Origin of the sequence: Marinobacter xestospongiae (genome assembly GCF_023156385.1) — a bacterium.
GTDB lineage: Bacteria > Pseudomonadota > Gammaproteobacteria > Pseudomonadales > Oleiphilaceae > Marinobacter > Marinobacter xestospongiae.
Genome location: NZ_JAKZAK010000027.1, coordinates 52,067 through 68,296 on the forward strand (window position 1 = coordinate 52,067; position 16,230 = coordinate 68,296).

General features: G+C 62.7%; 14 protein-coding genes. 6 read left to right on the forward strand and 8 right to left on the reverse strand.

The window, feature by feature from the left end; all coding sequences use genetic code 11:
* Positions 1-8 precede the first annotated feature (8 nt).
* From MLD24_RS17755 to MLD24_RS17765, 3 genes are all read right to left on the reverse strand, one after another.
* Positions 9-1,139, reverse strand: coding sequence for a PilZ domain-containing protein (locus tag MLD24_RS17755; protein ID WP_248168400.1), 1,131 nt, complete (start codon positions 1,137-1,139; stop codon positions 9-11).
* A gap of 10 nt (positions 1,140-1,149) precedes the next feature.
* Positions 1,150-2,676, reverse strand: coding sequence for a glycosyltransferase (locus tag MLD24_RS17760; protein ID WP_248168402.1), 1,527 nt, complete (start codon positions 2,674-2,676; stop codon positions 1,150-1,152).
* Between the two features lie 66 nt (positions 2,677-2,742).
* Positions 2,743-4,053 (reverse strand): nucleotide sugar dehydrogenase, encoded by a 1,311-nt coding sequence (locus MLD24_RS17765; protein ID WP_248168404.1) that lies wholly within the window; start codon positions 4,051-4,053, stop codon positions 2,743-2,745.
* Between the two features lie 849 nt (positions 4,054-4,902).
* On the opposite strand from MLD24_RS17765, the gene MLD24_RS17770 reads away from it, so the two are divergent.
* Complete coding sequence (locus MLD24_RS17770) at positions 4,903-5,643, forward strand: SDR family NAD(P)-dependent oxidoreductase (RefSeq protein ID WP_248168405.1); 741 nt, start codon at positions 4,903-4,905, stop codon at positions 5,641-5,643.
* A 43-nt stretch (positions 5,644-5,686) separates the two neighbouring features.
* On the opposite strand, the gene MLD24_RS17775 is transcribed toward MLD24_RS17770, so the two are convergent.
* Complete coding sequence (locus MLD24_RS17775; protein ID WP_248168407.1) at positions 5,687-6,328, reverse strand: ChrR family anti-sigma-E factor; 642 nt, start codon at positions 6,326-6,328, stop codon at positions 5,687-5,689.
* A complete protein-coding gene (locus MLD24_RS17780; protein ID WP_248168409.1) occupies positions 6,325-6,924 on the reverse strand; it encodes a sigma-70 family RNA polymerase sigma factor in 600 nt (199 codons plus the stop codon). Before MLD24_RS17780 ends, MLD24_RS17775 begins: the two co-directional genes overlap by 4 nt.
* Before the next feature lie 245 nt (positions 6,925-7,169).
* On the opposite strand from MLD24_RS17780, the gene MLD24_RS17785 reads away from it, so the two are divergent.
* Positions 7,170-8,216 (forward strand): AraC family transcriptional regulator, encoded by a 1,047-nt coding sequence (locus tag MLD24_RS17785; protein WP_248168411.1) that lies wholly within the window; start codon positions 7,170-7,172, stop codon positions 8,214-8,216.
* Here MLD24_RS17785 and speA read toward each other — a convergent pair whose 3' ends face one another.
* Positions 8,217-10,121: a biosynthetic arginine decarboxylase gene (gene speA / locus MLD24_RS17790; protein WP_248168413.1), complete on the reverse strand. Its 1,905-nt coding sequence runs from the start codon at positions 10,119-10,121 to the stop codon at positions 8,217-8,219.
* A 269-nt stretch (positions 10,122-10,390) separates the two neighbouring features.
* Between speA and speE the strand changes: the two genes are divergently transcribed.
* Positions 10,391-11,251, forward strand: a complete 861-nt coding sequence (gene speE, locus MLD24_RS17795) for a polyamine aminopropyltransferase (protein WP_227172624.1) — start codon at positions 10,391-10,393, stop codon at positions 11,249-11,251.
* A 91-nt stretch (positions 11,252-11,342) separates the two neighbouring features.
* Here speE and MLD24_RS17800 read toward each other — a convergent pair whose 3' ends face one another.
* Both MLD24_RS17800 and glnK read right to left on the reverse strand, forming a co-directional pair.
* Positions 11,343-12,611, reverse strand: a complete 1,269-nt coding sequence (locus MLD24_RS17800) for an ammonium transporter (RefSeq protein ID WP_248168414.1) — start codon at positions 12,609-12,611, stop codon at positions 11,343-11,345.
* Positions 12,612-12,684: 73 nt separating this feature from the next.
* Positions 12,685-13,023 (reverse strand): P-II family nitrogen regulator, encoded by a 339-nt coding sequence (gene glnK / locus MLD24_RS17805; protein ID WP_004578958.1) that lies wholly within the window; start codon positions 13,021-13,023, stop codon positions 12,685-12,687.
* 418 nt (positions 13,024-13,441) lie between these two features.
* Between glnK and MLD24_RS17810 the strand changes: the two genes are divergently transcribed.
* From MLD24_RS17810 to trmB, 3 genes are all read left to right on the forward strand, one after another.
* On the forward strand, positions 13,442-13,711 hold the full coding sequence (locus tag MLD24_RS17810) for an accessory factor UbiK family protein (protein ID WP_248168416.1): 270 nt from the start codon (positions 13,442-13,444) through the stop codon (positions 13,709-13,711).
* Between the two features lie 89 nt (positions 13,712-13,800).
* Positions 13,801-15,306 (forward strand): YifB family Mg chelatase-like AAA ATPase, encoded by a 1,506-nt coding sequence (locus MLD24_RS17815; RefSeq protein ID WP_248168418.1) that lies wholly within the window; start codon positions 13,801-13,803, stop codon positions 15,304-15,306.
* A 135-nt stretch (positions 15,307-15,441) separates the two neighbouring features.
* Entirely contained in the window at positions 15,442-16,206 is a 765-nt protein-coding gene (gene trmB / locus MLD24_RS17820) for a tRNA (guanosine(46)-N7)-methyltransferase TrmB (RefSeq protein WP_248168420.1), read from the forward strand.
* Positions 16,207-16,230: the final 24 nt, after the last annotated feature.

The following is a 16,230-nucleotide window of genomic DNA, read 5'->3' on the forward strand; positions in this document are numbered from 1 at the left end:
GGTCTTGCTCACAGGCCAAACGGCAGGCCGCGGTAGAGATCCACCGTGACCGGGCTGAGGTAGCTGCTGCGCGGCAGCGGCGTGTCCGGCTGGATGGTCAGCTCGATGGTGCCCTGTTGCGGCAGCAGCCGGGTGCCAACGATGTCGCCGGTCAGCGGCCCGTCCACGCCGTACACCTGCAGCGAGACCTGATCGATGGTGTTGATCTGGTCGATCACCCGGTAGGGAATCTGGGCCCTGACCGTCAGCGGCTGATCCTTTGGCAGCAGGTGCACCAGGCTGTCGCCACGGTAGGCATAGCGGTCGGTGGCAGCCTGGGGGTAGTAGACGTCGCAGTCGCAGGGACTGGTGATCACGGTCTCCAGCGGCTGTTCACCCAGCAGCAGAGCGCGTTCCTCGGCACTCAGCCGGGCCAGGGCCGGCAGTTGCTCCGGCAGCTCCTGACGGCTGGCGAGCTGGCCGGAAACCGCGGCAACCGGCGTGCCCGGGCTGACGCTGAGCTGGTCCGGAGGCAGCAGGAAGCGGGCAAAGCCGTTGTCCGGCATGTTCAGGTGGTAGGCGTTGGTGTCGACATGGGCCTGCACTGCCTCCACCCGGAACAGGTACAGGTAGAGCTTGTAGCCCAGGGCGCCGAGAATGCCCAGCCCGACCAGCAGATACACCAGGGTACCCAGTGCGGCCTTGAGGCGGCCGGCCCAGTCGCGGCTGTTATCGGCCTTGGTCTTGCGCTGCTTGATGTAGTTTTCCCGCTGCATCACCGTGAGTACGCCGTTGACGTCGACGATGTCACCGGCGAGGTAGGCGGAGATGACGTAGCGGAGAATGTCGCGCTTGCCCGGCGTCAGATCGATAAACGCCACGCCGGTCACCTCGCCCCGTTGCTTGACCACTTTGACGTCGACCTCAAGGTTGAGGCTGGCGTTGTGGATATCGAGGGTGACCTGGGCCTTGAACAGCTGGCCCTCGTGCAGCGGCTGCTCCGACACCAGCCCCAGTCCGCCGAGGGAGATGTCCTGGATCTGGCATTCGATGACGTCGGTATTGCCGATCAGCAGGGCCTTGGCCGGTACCCGGGTACGCACGTGCTGGCGCTCATCAATGGCTTCGTGGACGATGTGTGGTTGTTGGGTGGTAGTCATGACGTATTCCTCAGAGCGAGGGGCTGTGTGACAGGTAAATGAGGCCGGCCACGGCGCCCGCGAAGATGCCCACTGACGCAACCAGCATGGCTTTCGAGGACAGCGCGTTGAGGGCGGCGTCGAGGTTGCCGCCGCCGGCCAGCTTGGTTTTTTGCCGGGTCCAGCTCTGCTGGTCCATATGGAACATGGAGTAGACCTTCATCGCCGAGCCGGCGATCTGGTTGTAGTAGAGCACCAGCGGGTACAACGGGTTGATGGCGTGTCCGGACAGGCCGTACAGCAGCGTGGCGATGGTGCGGGAGATCAGTATCCACAGCAGGTAGAGCAGCAGGTACTGGGCCCCGAACAGCAAGGACGCCACCAGCGAGGCGGTGAGACCGAGCAGGCAGGTCCACATCGACACGCGCTGGTCGTACAGCACGTACATGGTGAACAGACCCAGCTGTCGCCGGCCCAGCAGGCGGGTGGTGCGGAAGTTCTGGCGCAGGGAGTTGCCGTACCAGCGGTACATCAGTTGCCGGGTGGCCTTCAGGAAACGGGGCTCCGGCGGGTGCTCCACGGTCAGGGTCAGGCTGTCGGGCACATAAAAGGTATCCCAGCCGGCCCGCATCAGGCTGAACCAGGAGGACTTGTCATCACCGGTGAGGAACTGGAAGCGGCCCAGGCGCCAGTGCTCCAGGTGGTCCGCCTCGACATCGCGGATGAAGTCCGGATCGGTGAGCACCGTGGCGCGGAAGAACGACAGTCGCCCGGTCATGGTCAGAACCCGCTGGGACAACGCCATGGAACACATGTTGACGTGGCGTTGGGCGAATCGCAGGGCGTGCCACTGGCGCATCAGCTCACTGCCCTCCACCTCGCAATACTCATTGGTGGTGAGGCCGCCGACATTGGGCAGGTAGCTGAAGAATTTGATGGCGTTGGCAACGCAGCCCGGCAGCATCAGGGTGTCACCGTCCACCACCCCTACAACCGCGTCCTCTGCCGGCATCTGCCGTGACAGCGCGCGGAAGGCGTGGGCCAGACCGTCCCGTTTGCCCGTGCCGCGGGCGCGGACGATCAGCAGCTTGATGCGATCAGGATGGCGGCAGGTCTGGCGCAGGATGTCCTTGATAAAGACTTCGTCGGCTTTCTCCACGATGGAGGCAATGATCGTAACGGGCCGCTCCAGCCGTTCCACTTCCTGGAACACCGAGCGGTAGACCTTGAAGGTGGTGTGGGTGGGAATGCGAAAGCTGGTGACCACCATGAACACCTCCGAGGGCAGCGCCCGGTCTCCCAGCCGCTCCACCGCCCGGCGCATTCGGGGGAAGCGCCAGTACAGGAAGTACATGCCCCGCAGGTAATGCATGATGGCATTGCCGTAGCGCCAGGTACCGATAACGCCCAGCAGGAAGATGAACTTCTTGTGGTCCGGGTCCAGGTAACGGGCGTCCACCGAGTCCGCCATCAGCGCGATGGCGCCGAACAGCAGCATCCACGCCATAAAGCGGCGTGCGCCCGGTGCCGGCTGGGTGCCGGGAGGGGATGCGGTCATGTCTGCGGGTCCTTCTCAAACAGCGAGTGCCGACCGGGACGGTCGGCGGGTTCGGCACGGGGTGACTTACCAGCAGACGCCTTCGAGGCTGTCGGAGCTGGCTGACGGCATGAAGCCGACGAGGTCGAAGACCCGTTTGCCCTCCGGTGGGTGTTCCACCAGGGCCTGGAACGCGGGCTCGCTGTTGCCGAGCACGATGATCTCGCCGTGATCGATCACCGCCTGCATGTCGTCCACCAGCAGCGACGACAGATGGGGAATCCGGGACTCGATGTAGTCCCGGTTGGAGCCGTGGATGCGGGCGTAATGGACATTGGCGTCGTAGATCTTCAGTTCGTAACCCTTGCCGATCAGGCGTTCCGCCAGCTCCACCAGCGGGCTTTCACGCAGATCGTCGGTGCCGGACTTGAAGCTCAGGCCCAGCAGGGCGATCCGGCGCTTGCCGTAGCCCAGGATGCGGTCGAGGGCGTACTGCACCTGCAGCGCATTACTGGGCATCAGAGCGTTCAGCAGCGGCTGGGACAGGTCGAGCTGCCGGGCGCGGTAGGTCAGGGCGCGAACGTCCTTGGGCAGGCAGGAACCGCCGAAGGCGAAGCCCGGGCGCATGTAATAGCGTGAAATGTTGAGGGCGGTGTCCTTGCAGACCACGTCCATCACATCGCGGCCGTCGATGCCCACGGCCTTGGAGATGTTGCCAATCTCGTTGGCGAAGGCCACCTTGGTGGCGTGCCAGACGTTGCAGGTGTACTTGATCATCTCGGCGATTTCGATGGGCCGGCGGATCAGCGGGGCGTCCAGTTCCTGGTAGATCTGCACCAGCGGTTCGCCGGAGGCTTCGTCCAGTTCCCCGATCACGGTCATCGGCGGCTGCTCGTAGTCAGCGATGGCGCTGGATTCCCGCAGGAACTCCGGGTTCATGGCGACGCCAAAGTCGCTGCCGGCACGCTTGCCGGAGGCTTGTTCCAGTTCCGGGATCACCACCTGGCGCAGGGTGCCGGGCAACACGGTGCTGCGCACCACCACGGTGTGGCGGCTGTCCTTCGAGCGCAGGGCCTGGCCGATCTGCTGGCAGACGGTGCGGACGTAGGTCAGGTCGAGGTCGCCATTGGCCTTGCTGGGGGTGCCGACACAGATCATCGACAGGTCACTGTCGAGCACCGCCTGCTGGACATCGGTGGTGGCGCTGATCAGGTGGTCGCGGACGCCCTCGCGAATCAGTTCTTCCAGACCTGGCTCGACAATGGGCGAACGGCCCTGGTTGATGATGTCGATTTTTGCCTCGGACACATCCACACCAATGATGTGGTGACCCCGACTCGACAGGCACGCGGCACAGACTGCGCCCACATACCCCAGACCAAGAATGCTGATTTTCATACTGCCGTTATCTCCGTCGTCCTCGACTGCTTCCTGATTGCCCGGCCCCGGGGACAGCCCCGGCGCTCTGGGGGCCAGAAGCGCCAATCCCGGGTGGAATGACGGCGGGCTCATAAGCAGAAGGTGTGCCAACTTCGTCAGGAAATTTTGGGTTGGCCTGGTTCGCAGTATCCGGACATCGGCTCGGGCCTTGATAACCGCACCTTGCAGGTGTGTGACGGGGTAGGCAGATACGGGGTGAAACAAATGTTAAACGATGTAAATTGTTGATTTCAGGTGACTTGGTGGCTTTGCATGTAAAGAAAGCTGACGAACCTGGATGGGCCTGGGAGCTGGTCGCATTAACATCGAAGAATAGGTCAGGTTTCTTTTTAATAACGTTGCGCTATTTGCACTTTTCGTTGCGTCTGGCGGACTGTTCGCTGGACCTGGCGATGGCCGGTTCGTTGTAGCTGTTTGATTTGACGGCCTTGAGGCAAATGCCGGGGGCGGACGGGGCAATATTTCCAGAGATGTAAAAAAAGCTGACGATCTGTGTGCTGAGTGATGTACTGGGCAGCACCGGAGCGGTGTGGCGGGAAACGAAAAAGGCCACGCAATGCGTGGCCGAAAGCAGTATTGCTCGACCCCAGAGGGGTGAGCCGGACTAGTTCAGAGACACTAATCAACGTAATCATTCTCTGCTATCGGCCGGGGCTGGAGAAGGTCAGAAGCTGACAGCTGTCGGTCATTTTCGGCCACGCCGGCCGGTACGTGGTGGTCGGAATTCACCAGCCGGCCGTACCGTTCTGGTAACCCCGGGCCCTGCCCGGCTTTGGCCCGATTGATGCCCGCAGAGGAGATTCCGCTATGACCGACCGTTCGATCCACAACGTTGTGCTGGTGGGCGCAGGTGGCGGCATTGGCCGGGCGCTGTTGAATGCGTTGCTGGCGGATGCCGGGGTTGAGCGGGTGATCACCCTGTCGCGGCAGGCGCTCAGCTCGTCCGACGCCCGGGTACACTCGCTGGCCTGGGACCCACTGGCTGCCAGCGCCGACGAGGTGCAGCAGGCACTGGCAGGGGTGCTGGCGCCGGCCCTCCGGATCGACACGGTGATATACGCCGCCGGTCTGCTCCACGATCACGACCTGGCCCCCGAGAAGAGGTTGCAGGATGTTGACCCGGGGGCGTTGGTGAAAGCGTTCCAGATCAACGCGGTGGGGCTGGCGTTGGTAATGCAGGCGTTGCGACCCTGGTTGGGTCGGGTGCCGCTGCTGCGGGTGATGGCCTTGTCAGCCAAGGTCGGATCGATTGGCGACAACCGTCTGGGAGGCTGGTACGCCTACCGGATGTCGAAAGCGGCATTGAACATGCTGGTGGCCAATCTGGCCATCGAGCTCCAGCGCCAGTATCGCTCCGTGGCCTGTGTGGCGGTGCATCCCGGCACCACCCGGACCGCGTTGAGTGCGCCGTTTCAGGAGTCGCTGCGACAGCTGGAGGTGCACGATCCGGAGGACACGGCGGTCAACCTGCTGCGCATCCTTAGTGGTTTGGGGAGTGATGATAATGGCCGCTTCCTTAACTGGGACGGCACCGAATTGCCTTGGTAAGTGAGCGCGGAGCCGTGCCCGGTACCAGTGAACTGCCTTCAGTTCAGCGGATAAACGGATTGAGCAGACGGGTGAAGGTACCGGTCAGCTTCAGCGGCGCGCTCAGAATCGACAGCGAGATGCAGTCGTCGTGGCCGACGGCCACCGGTTTGTGGGTGTCGTTCTGATCCAGCACCACGAAGTCCCACTGGTTGAACACGCCACTGTGATCCACAAACGCCCCCTGCAGCACGATGGTGGTCTCGGTGCCCCGGTGGGTGTGGCTGGGGGCCTTGCCGCCGGCGGTCAGCTTCTGCAGCACCACCCGTTCGGACTGCTCCGGAAAATAGTCGCTGATGTCGAACACGCTGGCGTCCGCCAGTTGCCGTTTCCAGGGCAGGCTGTTGAGGTCGTCGGTGTCGAGCAGCTTGTGCAGGGCATCGCGCGGGTCCCGTGGCATAACGATTGCTCCCGGCGCCGGCTCGGCGTCTATGCGGTCGAGAATGGCGTCAAAGGTACCGGCCGCTACCGGTTCCCTGGGCTGGCTCTCAACGATCATCGCACCCAGGCTGTCGAGGGCATCAACGCGGCTGCGACAGTGGGGGCAGTGATCCAGGTGCAGGCGGATGCACAGGGCATGGGGATCGCTCAGGGTCCCGGCGCTGTACTCCATCAGGCTCAGGGTGTCGGGGTGATGCGACGTCATGACTTCTGGTCCTGCAACAGTACTTTCAGTTTCTTCAGGGCGAGGCGGACCCGGCTTTTCACCGTGCCCAGGGGGATGTCCAGCTCTTCCGCCACGGTCTGGTGGGACTTCTGCTCCATGTAGACCTTGGCAATCACCGTGATTTGCTCTTCCGGCAGATGCACCAGGGACTCCCGAATCCGCCGTTCCGACATCAGCCGGTGCAGGGACGTTACCGGTTCGTCCTCCTGCTCTCCGGGTACCTGCCACAGGTCCTCGGTCTCCACGGTGATTTCCTTATTGGTACGGCGGAGCTTGCGCAGCAGGTCCACCCGCTGGTTACGGGCGATGGTGAAGATCCAGGTGGAGGCCGCGGCCTTGCGCCAGTCGTACAGGCAGGAGCGCCGCCAGATCGAGATAAAGACCTCCTGCACCAGCTCCTCTGCCTGATGGGGCAGACCGTTGGCGATGGCGTAGTGTTTGATCTGTGGCCCGAAGTGCTGAAACAGCGACTGGAAGGCTTCCCGGTCCTGGTGTTTGCCCACCTTTTCCAGCAGCTGGCTCCAGGGGTCACGGGGACTATCTGCCCGGTGGGCAGTTGGCTCCAGCGTCGTCACTGGACGCTCCTTGGCTTTGGCGTGGCTTGTTACGGTTTGAGTCATCATTCTAGGCACTCGTCCGGCGTCTGTCAGTGGCTACTGGTGAAAAGCTTTACGTCCGGTCGTGGCTATTGGATTCATGGCGGGGGGGGAACGGTGATGCTGTTTTGACCATTTCTACACTGTCGCCGGGGCAGACAGGTGATTGCCGTTTTGATCAATGCAGTCTAGTGTTGTTGCGGTTTGCGATTCAGGGTTTCGGAATGTCCAGGTATTCATCCGAATTGGCAGTGGATCTGCCGGTGATCAAAGCGCATTACGCTGACATCCTCTGCCAGTTGCTGGAGGAGCGGGGTATCCGGCGTCAGCCATTGCTGAAGGCGGCGGCGATCCGGTCTTCGGCTCTGGAGCATCCGGACAATCTCATCACCATCAAGCAGTTTGTTGCACTCAGCCGGACGGCGCTGGAGCACAGTGGCGATCCGGCCCTGGGTCTGGCGTTTGGCCGCCGGCTCAAGTTCACCACCCACGGCGCTCTGTCCCAGGCGGCGATCAGCAGCGACACCATCGAAGAAGCGCTGAAAGTGCTGATCAAGTACTTCCGTATCCGCTTTCCCTACATGGGGCTGGATTTCTACACCGATGGCGATGACGCCGTGATTGAGCTGAAGGTGGAACACGATCTGCAGGATTTGTACGTGTTCAACGTTGAGGTGGTGCTGGCGTCGATCATGGAGGTCAATCTGCTGCTGTTCGGCACCCGTCTGCTGGAAGGCGGCTCGTGCCGGCTGACCTACCCCAGACCCGCCCATTGGCAGGCCTATCAGGGATTGTTCGCCGATCAGGTGCGGTTTGACGCTTGCGCCAATCAGCTGCGCTTCCGGCGGCAGTTTCTGGATTTGCCCATCGCCCTGTCCAACCCGGTGGCACGGCGGGTGGCGGAGCAGCAGTGTGAGGAAGAGCAGCGCCAGCTGGAGTCCCAGACCGCCTCGGCGGCGGGCCGGGTGCGGCGGTTGCTGGAATCGGTGCGTACCGGGCGGCTGCCGGCGCTGGAGCAGGTGGCCGACAGTCTCGGGGTCTCCTCCCGGACGCTGCGGCGGCAACTCAGCGCCGAAGGCGTGCGGTTCCAGGCCATTCTGGATCGGGTACGTCATGCCCGGGCGCTGGAGTTGCTGACGGCATCCGCGGCCACCATTGATGACATTGCCGACCGGTTGGGCTACAGCGATCCATCCAACTTCGGCCGTGCCTTTCGCAAATGGGAGGGGGTGTCCCCCTCCGCCTATCGCGCCCGTCAGTCTTCCAGGTAGTCAGTCTTCCAGGTAAGTGTAGCCGTGAAGCCCGCTTTCCAGCTCTGCCAGCAGCCGCTCCTGGCTCAGGGCGTCGAGGTCACTGCGGGCAAACTTGCGGCGGTAGGCCTGTAGCAGCTGCTCCGGCTCGAAGTTCACGTAGCGCAGGATCTTCGCCACGGTATCGCCGGCGATGGTCTCGCTGATGCGGTAGCTGCCGTCCTCGTCTCGCCGGACATCCACCGAGTGGGTATCGCCGAACAGGTTGTGCATGTCGCCGAGGATTTCCTGATAGGCACCGGTCATGAAGAAGCCCAGCAGCAGTGGCTCGCCGTCATCCTCTGGCAGAGGCAGGGTGGTTTCCAGGCCCTGGCCATCAACGTAGAGATCGATACGGCCGTCGGAATCGCAGGTGATGTCCTGAATCACCGCCCGCCGTGTCAGTGGCCGCTGCAGCCCCCGCAGCGGCAGGATCGGGAACACCTGGTCAATGCCCCACACATCCGGCAGTGACTGAAACAGCGAGAAATTGACGAACAGTTTGTCGGCGAGCTTTTCATTGAGCTCGTCGATGATTTCCCGGTGGGCCCGGTTGCTGCCGTTCAGGCGCTGGCGCAACTGCTGGCAGCAGCGGCTGTAGGTACGTTCCGCGGCGGCACGATGGGCCAGCCCCAGCAGGCCGTGGGCAAACTGGGCGTGGACATCGCTCAGGGCATGCAGGATGTCATGGTACAGCTCCACCGGCGAGCGCGGGCTGTGCTGTGCCTGCAGTTCCTCCAGCGCCTGCCACAGGTCCTGCAGTGGCTGTGGGGCCGGTTCCGGCGGGGCCACGGGGTCGGCGCTGTCGGCGCTTTCGCGATCGATCACGTTGGTGATCAGCACCGCATGGTGGGCGGTCAGGGCGCGGCCGGATTCGCTGATCAGGTCCGGGTGGGGAATGCCGGCGCGGTCACACTCGGCCTGCAGGGTGTGGATAACGTTGTAGGCGTACTCTTCCACGCTGTAGTTCATCGAGCAGCTGCTGCGGGTGCGGGTGCCCTCGTAATCCACCCCGAGGCCGCCACCGATATCGACGGTGGTAACGGGGGCTCCCAGCTGGCGCAATTCGCTGTAGAAGCGCGCGCACTCCCGCAACCCGGTCTGGATATCGCGGATGTTGGCGATCTGGGAACCCAGGTGGAAGTGCAGCAGTTGCAGTGAATCCAGGGCATCCGCCTGCTCAAGGGTCTGGATCAGAGCCAGCACCTGGCTGGCGGACAGGCCAAACTTGGATTTCTCGCCGCCGGTGTTCTGCCAGTTACCCTTGCCAATGGTGGCCAGGCGTGCGCGTACGCCGATCAGCGGCTTGACCTTGAGCTGGCGGGCCTCTTCCAGGATCAGCGCCAGCTCGGACTGCTTCTCCACCACGATGTAGACCCGGTGACCGAGGGCCTGGCCGATCAGTGCCAGGCGCACGTACTCCCGGTCCTTGTAGCCATTACACACGATCACCGAGCCGACCTGGCTGAGCGCCAGCACCGCCATCAGTTCGGGCTTGCTGCCGGCCTCCAGACCGATCTGCTGACGACTGGCGGCGGGTTCGGCACGGATCAGCTCCTCCACCACCCGGCGCTGCTGGTTGACCTTGATCGGGTAAACCGCCGTGTAGCCCCCCTGATAGCCCTGGTCTGCGGCCACCTGGTTGAAGGCGTTGCACAGCCGGTTGACCCGGTCGTGGAGGATGTCGGTGAATCGCACCAGCACCGGCAGCTGACTGCCCCGAGCAACCAGGTCGCTGGCCAGTGCTGGCAGGCTGATGGCAGCGCCGGTTTCACCCCGGTCGGGCTGAATACAGACTTCCCCGTTACCGTTGACGTCGATATAGCCGTCGCTCCAGTGGGGAATGTTGTAGGTGTGACGGGCATTGGTGGAGACAAGATCGGTCATCGGGCGCAACCCTGTGCAATGTGTGCAACCTGCCTCTGGACGGGTGCCGGTGGACCCGGGCGTGAAGGCGGGATGGAAGTTCTCTCCCGGAGGTCGGGAATGGCGCCATTGTAGGGCTTCACCCTGGCCTCGCAAAGAGGGTAGCGATGACGGAGTGGCAATAGGCGTGGCAATATTCGCGGCGACCGCTTCAGCTATGCTGAAAGGACACCTACAATACCGCCAGTTCGGCCCCGTCGGGGCCTGTCATTGGCAAGGGGAGGTCCGTCATGACAACACTGAATGAAGGCTGGTTCACCGAGGTATTCCAGAACGAGGGCACTGCGTTTTCCCTCAAAGTGCGGGAGAAGCTGCACGAGGAACAGAGTGAGTTCCAGAAGCTGGAAATCTACCAGACCGACACCTTCGGTAACCTGATGGTGCTCGACGGCTGCGTCATGCTCACCAGCCGCGACAACTTCCTCTACCACGAGATGATGACCCACCCGGCACTGTTTACCCACAAAGCGCCGAAGAAAGTGGTGATCATTGGCGGTGGGGACTGTGGCACCCTGAAGGAAGTGCTCAAGCATCCCGATGTGGAAGAGGCCTGGCAGGTGGAGATCGATGAGCGGGTCACCAAGCTGTCCGAGCAATACTTCCCCGAACTGTGTGAGTCCAACGGCGACCCCCGGGCCAACTTCTTCTTTGGCGATGGGGTGCAGTGGATGCGGGACATTGAGCCCAACAGCATCGACCTGATCATTATCGACAGCACCGATCCGGTCGGTCCAGCCGAGGGCCTGTTCGCGCTGGATTTCTACCGCGACTGCATGCTGGCGCTGCGGGATGGCGGCATAGTGGTGCAGCAGAGCGAGTCGCCGCTGCTGCATGCCGATACCATCATCCGCGACATCCACAACGATATGAAGAAAGCCGGTCTGAGCCATGTAGTGACGCTGCCATTCCCGCAACCGGTGTATCCCACCGGCTGGTGGAGCTGCACCATGGGCAGCAAGGATAACCCGTTGCGGTATTTCCGCGAGGCCGATGCTGCCGAGCGACCGTTTGTGACCCGCTACTACAATGAGGCCACGCATCATGGTGCCCTGGCGCAGCCACAGTTCATGCGGGAGCTGCTGGAAGACTGAGCCTTGTTGCCGTACCGATCATAAAAAAGGGCGCCGTTGTGATGGCGCCCTTTTCTGTTTTGCGCAGCCGGCGGGGCCGGCTGCTATGGGATTACTTGGTGCTGACGAACTCCGGATAGGCTTCCATGCCACACTCGGACAGATCCACACCTTCGTACTCATCCTCGTCGCTGACCCGCAGGCCGATGACGGCCTTGATGATGCCCCAGACAATCAGGCTGGCTACGAAGACCCAGGCAAAGATGGTGATGGCGCCGATGATCTGGCCGCTGAAGCTGGAACCGTCGTTGGTGAAAGGCACCAGCAGCAGACCCAACAGACCGCAGACACCGTGGACTGAGATGGCACCGACCGGATCGTCGATCCGCAGCTTGTCCATGGTCACAATGCTCAGGACCACCAGTACACCGCCGAGGGCACCAAACAACGTGGCGGTCAGGGCGCTCGGAGTGGACGGCTCAGCGGTGATCACCACCAGACCGGCGAGGGCACCGTTGAGCAGCATGGTCAGATCCGCTTTACCAAACATCAGGCGGGCGGTGATCAGGGCGGCGATGGCACCACCGGCGGCCGCAGCGTTGGTATTGAGGAACACCATGGCAACCGAGTGGGCGCTGGCTACGTCACCGAGTTTCAGTACGGAGCCACCGTTGAAGCCGAACCAGCCCATCCACAGGATGAAGGTACCCAGGGTCGCCAGTGGCAGGTTGGCACCCGGGAAGGCGCGGATTTCGCCGTTGGGGCCATACTTGCCTTTACGGGCACCCAGCAGGATAACGCCCGCCAGGGCAGCGGCCGCACCGGCCATGTGTACGATGCCGGAACCGGCGAAGTCACTGAAGCCCAGGTCACCCAGGGAATACAGGCCAAACACTTCCGCGCCGCCCCAGGTCCAGGCGCCTTCCATCGGGTAGATGAAGCCGGTCATGACCACCGCGAACAGCAGGAAGGCCCACAATTTCATGCGCTCGGCAACCGCGCCGGAGACGATGGACATGGCGGTAGCCACAAACACCACCTGGAAGAAGAAGTCAGAGGCACCGGAGTAGATGGAGCCGCCCTCGAAGCCGCCTTCACGACCGGCGAAATCCCCCAGCACGCCGTCGACGTCAACAGCGCCCATGCCGGAGAGGAAGACATTGCCGTCGTACATGATGGCGTAGCCGCACACCAGGTACATGGTGCAGGCAATGGCAAACAGCGCGACGTTCTTGGTGAGAATTTCAGTGGTGTTCTTGGCACGCACCAGGCCGGATTCGAGCATCGCGAACCCTGCGGCCATCCACATAACTAATGCGCCGCAAACAAGAAAATAAAAGGTATCTATAGCGTACTGCAGGTGAAAGAGATTGTTTTCCATGTGAAGCCCTCCGCACGAGGCTTTTCAGGTAACTGGATGTTTTTGCGCTGGCTTGAAAATTCCGGTGGCGGTTTTAGACCGCTTCTTCTCCGGTCTCGCCGGTCCGGATTCGAATCGCCTGTTCGAGTTCGGTCACGAAGATCTTGCCGTCGCCGATCTTGCCGGTGTTGGCCGCCTTGGTGATGGACTCGATAACCTGATCGAGCAGGTTGTCGCCGATGGCGACCTCCACTTTGACTTTGGGCAGGAAATCCACCACGTATTCAGCGCCACGGTACAGCTCGGTGTGGCCTTTCTGCCGGCCGAAGCCCTTAACTTCGGTGACGGTGACACCTTGAACGCCAATCTCGGACAGTGCCTCGCGGACATCATCCAGCTTGAAAGGCTTGATGATTGCAGTCACAAGTTTCATTGCTTTCTCCTTGTTGAAGCCGTATCAACAATCGGGGGCCGGGCCCGCCGTTGCAGTCGGGATGCTGCTACCTCGCACACCAATTGTGCGGATTGCGTACCAGGTCAGTAGCATCGGATGTGCCAACGCAAAAAATCTCTTTCTATACAAAAAGTTGGAAAAACCCTGTGCCAAAATGGGACGTCAGGGCGCTCCATTATAGCGCACCGGTTTTGGTCGTGAACCATACTGGTGCGAGCCTGCCAGAGGCGATCACAGAGCGTGTCGCTGACCCTCTGGGCGCGGGCTGGCCCAGTATGGCAGGCGCGGGGGTATGATACACTCCCTCTTCGGTAGCAGGGGCGATCCCGTGCCACACTCTGGCAGAGCAATCTGGCAGAGCCATGCCCGCCGCACACAGCAAACAATGAGGTGACTCGTGAAAGGTCCGCAGGATTTTCTGTCCCAGATCCAGGGTCAGTTTGGCCAGTTCGTCCCCGACATGGCGCGCGCCGCCCGGGAAGACTTTGAAGTGCACGCCCGCGCCACGGTGATGTCCGTGCTGTCCCGTCTGGAACTGGTGACCCGGGAAGAGTTCGATGCCCAGCAGGCGGTACTGATGCGTACCCGCGAAAAGCTGGAAGCCCTGGAACAGCGGGTGGCCGAACTTGAACAACGCCAGGCCGAACCTGGTACTGCCGCCGACTAGTGCTCTCCGCCTGATTCCGGCCCCGGAGTCGATGCGCCAGGAAGGCGCACACCGGGGTTTTTCGCTCTTATCAACCAGGGAAGGTTGTCATGCTTGCCACTGTTCATACCCGGGCCTGCCTGGGTGTCACCGCGCCGTCGGTCACGGTTGAAGTTCATCTCTCCAACGGTCTCCCGGCCCTGTCCATCGTCGGTTTACCTGAAACCGGTGTGAAGGAGAGCAAGGACCGCGTTCGCAGCGCCCTGCTCAATGCCGGCTTCGAGTTTCCTGCCAAACGCATCACCATCAATCTGGCGCCCGCCGACCTGCCGAAGGAAGGTGGCCGTTTTGACCTGCCCATCGCACTGGGCATCCTGGCGGCCTCCGGTCAGTTGCCGGCTGCCGCCCTGGCGGAGGTGGAATGCCTGGGGGAGCTGTCGCTGGACGGCGCGCTCCGCGGTGTTACCGGCATCCTGCCGGCGGTGATGGCGGTACGGCAGGCCGGACGGGCGCTGCTGATTCCCCGGGCCAATGCCGAAGAGGCCTCCCTGGCCGGTGCCGAGGGAGTGGTGGCGGGTGATCATCTGCTGGCGGTGTGTGAGCATCTGGTCGGCAGTGGCCCGTTGCCCGACATCGTCCCCATGGCGGAGGACACCACGCCGCCGGATCAGCCCGATCTGGCCGATGTCCAGGGCCAACAGGTGCCGCGGCGGGCGTTGGAGATCGCCGCCGCTGGCGGCCACAACTTGCTGCTTTTCGGGCCGCCGGGGACCGGCAAGAGCATGCTTGCCAGTCGCCTGCCCGGCCTGCTGCCGGCACTGGACGACAAGGCCGCGCTGGAGGTGGCCAGCATTCACTCCATTGCCGGCCTGCCGATCCGCGCCGGGCACTGGCGCCAGCCGCCGTACCGCTCGCCGCACCACACCGCCTCGTCGGCGGCGCTGGTGGGCGGCGGCAGCCGACCCCGGCCGGGAGAAATCTCCCTGGCCCACCAGGGCATCCTGTTTCTCGACGAGCTGCCGGAGTTTGATCGCAAGGTGCTGGAAGTGCTGCGGGAACCGATGGAGTCCGGCAGCATCGTGATCTCCCGCGCCAGCCGTCAGGTGGCATTTCCGGCGGCGTTCCAGGTGGTGGCGGCGATGAATCCATGCCCCTGTGGCTATCGTGGCCATCCCGCCATTGAGTGCCAGTGCACGCCCCAGCAGGTTCAGCGCTACCAGAGCCGGCTGTCCGGTCCGCTGCTCGACCGTTTCGACCTCCACGTTGAGGTGCCGGTACAACCCGGAGAGGTGCTGTTGCGACGCCAGGGCGGGGGCGAGAGCAGTGCGGCCGTTCGCCAGCGGGTGATCGCTGCGCGCCAGCGGCAGGCCGACCGGGGAGTGATCAACGCTCGCCTGGCGGGCGCGCAGTTGCAGACCTGGTGCGCACTCGACGCTGGCAGTGAGCGGTTGCTGACCCAGGCGATTGAACGGTTGGGGCTGTCGGCGCGGGCGCTGCACCGTATCCTGCGGGTGGCCCGTACCATTGCCGACCTGGCCGGCGAAGGGCAACTGGTCCAGGGCCACCTGGTGGAAGCGTTGGGGTATCGCAAGCTCGATCGCAAGCCAGCGGGTTAGTGTTCCGTGCGGTTCATTCGCTGACTTATTGCGCCGCAGTCCGGTATGAGCCGGTGCCGCTGGTTCTGGTAAACTGTCGGGTTATTGATGACGTAATCTTTCCCACACTGACAACCAGCGGGTTGAGGACAGCCGATGACAGATCGCGACAACCAAACGGACCAACCTTCGGTCACATCCCCGGCCACATCTCCGGTTACATCTCCGGTTACATCTCCGGTTACTACGCGGCGGGGTATTCGCAGCTTTGTGTTGCGTCAGGGCCGGATGACGGTGGGCCAGAAGAACGCCTTTGACCGCTGCTGGCCAAAGTTCGGCCTGACCCGGGAGCAGGGCATGATTGACCCCCGTGAGGTCTTTGGCCGCGAGGCCCCGCTGAACCTGGAAATCGGTTTCGGCATGGGCAAATCCCTGGCGACCATGGCCGCGGCGGCGCCGGAACAGGACTTTATTGGCGTGGAAGTGCACCTGCCCGGGGTCGGGGCGCTGCTCAAGGAGGTTGAGGATCATGGCCTGGAAAACCTGCGGGTCTACAACATCGACGCCAACGACGTGATTGACCTGTGTCTGCCGGAAGCCAGCCTGGACCGGGTGATGGTGTTCTTCCCTGATCCGTGGCACAAGAAACGCCACCACAAACGCCGGTTGGTGCAGGCGGAGTTCGTCCAGCGACTGCGCCACAAGCTGCGGGTTGGCGGCATTCTGCACCTGGCGACGGACTGGGAGAACTACGCCGAGCACATGATGGAAGTGATGCAGGCGTCGGAAGGCTTTGCCAATACCGTAGAGGAAGGCGGCTTCTCACCGCGTCCGGACGATCGCCCGATCACCAAGTTCGAGCAGCGCGGTGAGCGTCTGGGTCACGGTGTCTGGGATCTGCTGTTCCGTCGCACCAATTGATATGCGGGTGAGGTGCGGGGCGCC